This is a genomic window from Mycobacterium sp., assembly GCF_052145595.1.
Taxonomy (GTDB): Bacteria; Actinomycetota; Actinomycetes; order Mycobacteriales; family Mycobacteriaceae; genus Mycobacterium.
Map to the genome: position 1 here is coordinate 1 of NZ_JBKQOI010000345.1, position 6,297 is coordinate 6,297.

The 6,297-nt window shown below is 64.8% G+C and carries 6 protein-coding genes; 3 read left to right on the forward strand and 3 right to left on the reverse strand.

What is annotated here, in order from left to right; genetic code table 11:
- The 3 genes from ACLP4W_RS28550 to ACLP4W_RS28560 form a co-directional block, all read right to left on the reverse strand.
- Positions 1–524, reverse strand: a 524-nt coding sequence (locus ACLP4W_RS28550) for an acyl-CoA dehydrogenase family protein (RefSeq protein WP_442390701.1), incomplete at its 3' end; no start/stop codon positions are given.
- 57 nt (positions 525–581) lie between these two features.
- Entirely contained in the window at positions 582–1,835 is a 1,254-nt protein-coding gene (locus ACLP4W_RS28555) for a cytochrome P450 (RefSeq protein ID WP_442390703.1), read from the reverse strand.
- 13 nt (positions 1,836–1,848) lie between these two features.
- Positions 1,849–3,078 carry an amidohydrolase family protein gene (locus tag ACLP4W_RS28560; RefSeq protein ID WP_442390705.1) on the reverse strand — a complete coding sequence of 410 codons (1,230 nt, stop codon included), beginning with the start codon at positions 3,076–3,078 and terminating at the stop codon, positions 1,849–1,851.
- Between the two features lie 122 nt (positions 3,079–3,200).
- Here ACLP4W_RS28560 and ACLP4W_RS28565 point away from each other — a divergent pair, with 122 nt between their 5' ends.
- The 3 genes from ACLP4W_RS28565 (at position 3,201) to ACLP4W_RS28575 (ending at position 6,187) form a co-directional block, all read left to right on the forward strand.
- Entirely contained in the window at positions 3,201–3,341 is a 141-nt protein-coding gene (locus ACLP4W_RS28565) for a hypothetical protein (protein ID WP_442390707.1), read from the forward strand.
- Positions 3,342–3,376: 35 nt separating this feature from the next.
- Positions 3,377–4,900 carry a class I adenylate-forming enzyme family protein gene (locus tag ACLP4W_RS28570; protein ID WP_442390710.1) on the forward strand — a complete coding sequence of 508 codons (1,524 nt, stop codon included), beginning with the start codon at positions 3,377–3,379 and terminating at the stop codon, positions 4,898–4,900.
- Positions 4,901–5,539: 639 nt separating this feature from the next.
- A complete protein-coding gene (locus tag ACLP4W_RS28575; RefSeq protein WP_442390708.1) occupies positions 5,540–6,187 on the forward strand; it encodes a DUF1361 domain-containing protein in 648 nt (215 codons plus the stop codon).
- Positions 6,188–6,297: the final 110 nt, after the last annotated feature.

Below are 6,297 nucleotides of genomic sequence, written 5' to 3' on the forward strand. Positions count from 1 at the left end.
ACCACTAACAAGTCGTCGGCGGCAGTGCCGTTGAGGACATGGCGGACCACGCCGTCGACGCTCCAATCGTCGCCGCTGCGTGCTGCGGTGAGCGTCACGGCGGCACGACGCCAAAACCCGCCGTCGCTGGTGATCGCCGCCGCCGCGGTGCGTCGCCCGTCGAACAGACCAGACAGACGCTTCTCGGTGTCGGGATCGTCGGCGTGGGTGTCGAGTAGCAGTCCGGTAGCCAGCACCGCTGACGCGACGAACGGCACCGGAGCCAGCACGCGGCCGAGTTCGTGAGCGACGACGCCCAGCGCGGACGCGCCGTAGCCGGCCCCGCCAAGGTGCTCCGGCAGGGCGATCTGGGCCACCCCGACCTGAGCGCAGAGTACCGTCCACAGCTCGGTGTCCACGCCGCCGCAGCTGCCGTTGCCGCCGTAGGCGGCGGCACGGACCCGCTCTTCCGACGCGAACTTCTCGCAGGCAGCGCGTACGGACCCGGCGAGCTCCTGCCGCTCGTCGGTGGACAACACCGTCATCGGCTTCCTCCTGCGATATGTTGGGCCAGTTGGATTTCGAGACCTTGCCCAGGCCTGTCAACGGAAATTCGTCGACGATGACCGGCCGCTCGGGCCGCCGATACGTCGGCCGGGGGTGAACTTCACCGGCAGCTTGGACACGGCGTAGACCTCACCGGCGTCGTCGAACCGCTGCGGCTCGCCGGCGAGTTCGAAGTCAGGCAGGCGTTCGAGGATCTGACCCAACATCACCTGGAACATCATCTTGGCGTAATGGGAGCCCAGACACCGGTGTATTCCTACGCCAAAAGCCATCTGCCTCTTCGCGTTCGGCCGAAATAGATCCAGCGTCTGGGGGTTCTCGAACATCGCTGGGTCGCGGTTGGCCGCCGCCCACATCAGGATCGCCCGCTCGCCCGCGCACAGTGACTGCCCGTGGAACTCGGTGTCGCGGGAGACGGTGCGGGCCAATCCAAGTGTCGGCGTATACACGCGCAGCAGCTCGTCGGTGCCCTTCTTGATCAGGCCCGGATCGTTGATCAGCTGTTTGCGCAGCTCGTTGTCTTCACACAGGCACAGCAGCACGTTGCCGGTGAATCCGCTGGTGGTGTCCATGCCGCCCAGCATCATCAGGAACGTGTACATGGCGATCTGGGTGTCGTCGAGTGGTTCGCCGTTCAGGGTGCCGCGCAGGATGTCGCTGAACAGATCGTCGCCTAGGCCCTCGGCGCGGCGCTGCTCCATGTGCTTGTTGATCTCGGCGAACAGCTCCATGCCCGCTGCGGCGGACTTCTCCGGGTCGTGGGCGCGGTTGTGCACCAAGGTATGCACCCAGTCCACCCACTCCATACAGCGGGACTCGTCGAACTTCAGCAATCGCAGGATCAGCCGCGCCGGCAGCGGTGTCGTCAACTCGCCGACCAGGTCGCATTTGCCGCGCTCGATGAAGGCGTCGATGGCCTCGTTAGCCATCTCTAGGGTGGCGGGCCGGGCCTTCTCGGCCGAACCGGGGGAGAACTGGCGGAGGGTGACCTCACGCAGTTCTTGGGTGACCGGGGGATCGGATTCGATCGGCAGGATAGAGAAGGGCATGCCGCTGGCCGGGACCCCGACCGACGGGTAGGAGTTGAACAGGTCGTCGTCGCGGGCGGCTTCGAACACCGACGCGTAGTCGACGAGTGTCCAGAAGCCCTCGTAGTGGTCGGAATGCGCGACCGGACACCGGGATCGGATTTCGTCGAACTTGCCGAACGGGTCTTCGCGGAACTCGGGTGAATGGTGGTCCAGGTCCATCTCAGCACGCTGCTGAGGCCCAGTGTGGGTGCCTGTCATCAGCTCTTGCGCCTCAGGCGTGGGCCAGGGTCGGCGGCTTCACGGCGTCCGGGTCGGGGTTGGCGATCGGTAGCCCCAGGAAGCGGCGGGCGTTGTCGCCCATGAAATCGTAGGTGCGGCGCCGGTCCATGCCCTCGGCGTATTTGAAGAAGCCCTTCGGTTCGGCCAGGCCTTCGGGGTGCGGGTAGTCCGAACCGAATAGCACGCGGTCCCACCCGATCGTTTCGACGACATCGGACACCGACCCCTCCCAGAACGGGCTCACCCAGATGTTGCGACGGAACACATCGAGCGGGTGCTCGTCGAAGTTCTGCGGCATCTTCTTATAAATATCGCCGAGGTCATGGAACAGCGGGTGGATCCAGGCGCTGCCGTTCTCCACGCTGGCGATGCGCAGTTTCGGGAACCGGGTCAGGGTGCCATGGCAGATCAGGCTGGTGATCATGTCCGAGATCTCGCGGTGGCCCAGAGCGACCCACTTGAACGCCGACATTTCGAATGCGCTGTTGGTGTCCGGGGGCTCCCACTTGCTGACGTATTCCTCCAGTGGTGGCTGACTGGCGTGCAGCACGATCGGCAACCCGGCGTCCTCGACGTCGCGCCAGAACGGGTCGAACTCGGGCAGCGCCGGCGAGCGCCAGCCGCGGAAGCCCTTGACCGGTGCCGGCTTGATCAGCGCCACCTTGGCGCCGTTCTCCAGAACGTATTCCAGTTCACGCCGGGCGTTGTCGACTTCGGCGCAGTTGATCACCGGCGTCATGAACAGACGGTCGGCGTAGGTGAAGTTCCAAGCCTCCAGCATCCATTCGTTCAGTGCGTGGATGATCGCCATCGTCAACTCCGGGTTCTCCGCCGCGGAGTGCTCGACGAGGTTGGCCAACGTCGGGTAGACGAACGCCTCCCGCACGCCCTGGCGGTCCAGCTCCTTGATGCGGTCCGCCGGGTTGCGTGTAGCTGCCGGTGTCTCGATGGGGATGCCGGTCATCTCGCGCATCGTCAAGCCTTCGGTGTTCTGCGCCGCGTAGAACTTCTCGTGCGCGCCCGGGGCGGCGACCCGCTCGAAGGTCGGGTTGGGGATGTACTCGGTGATCTGGCCCATGATCGCGATCCGGGTGCGCTTGCCGACCTGGACGAACTGGACGGCCTTGCGGTAGCGCTCCGGCAAGTACTTGGTGAGCGCTTCCGGTGTCTCGTACATGTGTTGGTCCGCATCGAAGATCGGCGCTTCGGTGAACTGAGTCATCAGTGATCTCTCCCTGCTCGGCTTCAGTCGCTAGCGGTCCCGGTGGGCCCGGCGAGCGTGGCTAGTCTATACCGTTAAATAGATATCGGTATAGCGAGCTGGACGTCAGGGCAGGAGCAGCCATGAGGACGATCGGGTCCACCGGCGACGCGCTCGATGCGATCGGAGCGGAACTAGGTACCGGGGCCTGGGGAGCGGCTGGGGGCGTATCCACCGCCGGCACGTTGAGGAACATCACGGCATCGAACCGAGTGGCCCGGTGACCCAGCCGTTGAAGGGCAGCGCGGAATGTGACGATATGACGCTGGGCGACATCGTCACTGACAACGCCCGGCGGTTTCCCGACGTGCCCGCATATCGACTGGGCCACCGTACGGTGACTCACGCTGCGTTGCGCGACCGCGCGGTGAGGCTGGTGTCGGCGATGGCGGCCGCAGGTGTCCGGCGGCAGGATCGCATCGCGGTGCTGAGCCGCAACAGTGTGGAGTTCGGCGAGCTAATGGCCGCCGCACAGCTGAGCGGGATCATCATGGCCACGGTCAATTTCCGGCTTTCGCCACCCGAAGTGCTCGACGTGCTGCGTCGAGTAGGGCCATCGATGGTGTTCTGCGGCAAGGAATTTGCAGCGACAGTCTCAGAACTTGCACCGCGATTGCCGGTCCCGCCCTTGCTGGTATCCACGGGCGGGCCCGACATGACCGATTTCGAAGAATTCATTGCCTGCGGGGACTGCGACGAGCCGGCATTCGTCGCGCGCCCCGACGATATCGCTTGCCTGTTGTTCACCAGCGGCACCACCGGCGCTTCCAAGTGCTGCGTCCTAGGCCAGCGGGAATTGCGACGCGTCGCGCTCACGATGAACGCCGAAATGCGGTCCGGCAGCGCGGACCGTGGGCTGATCAACATGCCTATGTTTCACTTCGGCGCCATGGGCATCATCGGTGGCCTGCACGCCCGTGGCGGAACGGTGGTGTTGCAGAGGCAGTTCGACGCAGCTGAAGCTGTCCGGTTAATCGCCGAAGAACACATTACGGTGTTGCACCTCGCGCCGGTGATGTTACGGACGCTGCTCGACGAAGTCACCGATGATCGCACTCTGGAAAGTGTGCGCACCATCGTGTACTCGGCCGCGCCGATGGCCCTACCGACGTTGCAGCGCGCGCTGGCCATGCTGCCCCACGTGGGTTTCCTCAATCTGTACGGACAGACGGAGGCGATTGTGTCGGGGCTGCCCCGCGAACTGCATGGAGTCGAGGGCCCCGACGCGGCCGACCGTTTGCGGTCGGTCGGCTTCCCGTTTCCTGGCGTGCAGGTAAGGATCGTCAGTGAGGACGGCCGCGATGTGCCGGTCGGCGGCGCCGGCGAGATTGTCGTGCGGTCGGACTCACGGTTCCGCGGGTACTGGGACGACCAGGTGGCAACGCTGACGACGCTGCGCGACGGGTGGTGCCACACCGGAGACATCGGGCGGTTCGACCACCGCGGCCTACTGTACTTGGTGGACCGCAAAAAGGACGTCATCATCAGCGGCGGGGAGAACGTGTACTCGCCGGAGGTGGAGGATGCGGTCAGCGGGCTCGATGAGGTCGCGGCCTGCGCCGTGGTCGGAACAGCGGACGAGCGGTGGGGGGAGGCTGTCTGTGCCGTCGTGGTGCCACGGTCGGGCGCAACCCTCACGCTGGACGCGGTCCAGGATTTCGTCCGAGGCCGACTGGCCGGCTACAAGATGCCGCGACGCCTGGTAATCGTCGACGAGTTGCCGGTCTTGGCCAGCGGCAAGGTCGACAAAAAGCGGCTGCGCGCTGAGCTCGGCGGCGGTTAGGCCCGCGGAAGGAGGGGTTATGGCGTGCCGGTTAGCCGTATGGCGCTACCACCGCAGTGCCGTCTAGGTGTTCTCCAACCACACTCCAATGGTGGTGTTGCTGCAGTTCTCCGTGACGGCGGGTCAAATCCGGTGTCTCCGCAGGTCACGCCGTTTATGCGTCTGGTTCGATTCCCGTCACCACTTGGATAATGCGTCGCGCCTGGGCAACCTCGTCCCCTCGCCCTCAACCCCGTGGGTTCCCGGCCAGTGACGTTACGTCGCGTAACACCCGGAGGCATATCACCAGTACAAAGAGCACCAACCCAACAACGTAGATCGACACGAACTGCAGCTCAGAGCCCATTTCTGCAGCTTCAGTACGGGGTTCGAATCCCCTTAGCTCCACCACATTTGACCAGGTCAGGGCTCGCCTTCGTCAGACTTCAGCAGCCGTCCGCAGTAGCCGGGTCACGGTATGGCTGTGCCGCGGCGGTATACGACAACGCGTTGACGTGAAGACGGTTGTTCTGCAAGCCTTCATCGGCCTCACAGCAACTTAGAAAGATTCTCGATCATGCCCTCGCCGTGTCGCGCCCACGCTGGTGTCTTGCCTGTCGTCGTTGTTGGGTCGCTGCGCGCGGCTGGCAAACTGGACTCATGACCAATGCACGCCGTGTGGTCTTGATCGGATCGGTGGTGGCCACAACCGGGCTGGCGCTGGTGCTGGGCCTCACCGATCCGGCCCCACCCCTGACCTACCCGACCCGGTTCTTCGTTTGGAATCTGGTGTTGGCATCTATCCCGGTGTTCTTTGCGACCGGTTTCGCCCTGGTACGCCGGCGGATCTGGTTGATTCCACTGGGGCTGGGGTGGCTGGCGTTCCTGCCCAATGCCCCGTATCTGGTGACCGACCTGGTGCACCTGGGCAGCGACGCCGAATTGTGGCGGCACGTCATGCAATACGGGGTCGCGGCCTGGACCGGCGTCATACTCGGTGTGGTGTCGATGCATCTGGTGTGTCGGCGGATCGAGCGCGAGTTCGGTGGGCTGAGCGGATGGATCGCGGTAGCCGTCTCGGTCGGCCTGTGCGCGGTAGGTGTGGTGATCGGGCGGTTCCAGCGGTGGAACTCCTGGGATTTGGTGACGCAGCCGGGCGCGGTGGTGGCCACGACGCTCGATTGGGTGCGGTCGCCGCTTGCCTACGTCCAGCCGACCGGTGTGGCGCTCGCGGTTGGGGCCTTTTTCGGGCTGGCATACCTCACGCTCTGGTCGCTTTGGCCCTCCCCGGAGCCGCCACGCGCGTAGTGCCGGCGGATGTTCTTCACCCGCTACCCGACGACCTCCGCCGAGTCCTGAAGGCTATCAAGTTAATTGGAAGCTTCCGATCAGGTAGCCGCCGCCATTGTCCCGCCCGG

Bases quoted from the DNA above. Each gene is read 5' to 3' on its own strand.
- ACLP4W_RS28555 (WP_442390703.1), bottom strand. From the start codon at position 1,835: ATGACAGGCACCCACACTGGGCCTCAGCAGCGTGCTGAGATGGACCTG.
- ACLP4W_RS28560 (WP_442390705.1), bottom strand. From the start codon at position 3,078: ATGACTCAGTTCACCGAAGCGCCGATCTTCGATGCGGACCAACACATG.
- ACLP4W_RS28565 (WP_442390707.1), top strand. From the start codon at position 3,201: ATGAGGACGATCGGGTCCACCGGCGACGCGCTCGATGCGATCGGAGCG.
- ACLP4W_RS28570 (WP_442390710.1), top strand. From the start codon at position 3,377: ATGACGCTGGGCGACATCGTCACTGACAACGCCCGGCGGTTTCCCGAC.
- ACLP4W_RS28575 (WP_442390708.1), top strand. From the start codon at position 5,540: ATGACCAATGCACGCCGTGTGGTCTTGATCGGATCGGTGGTGGCCACA.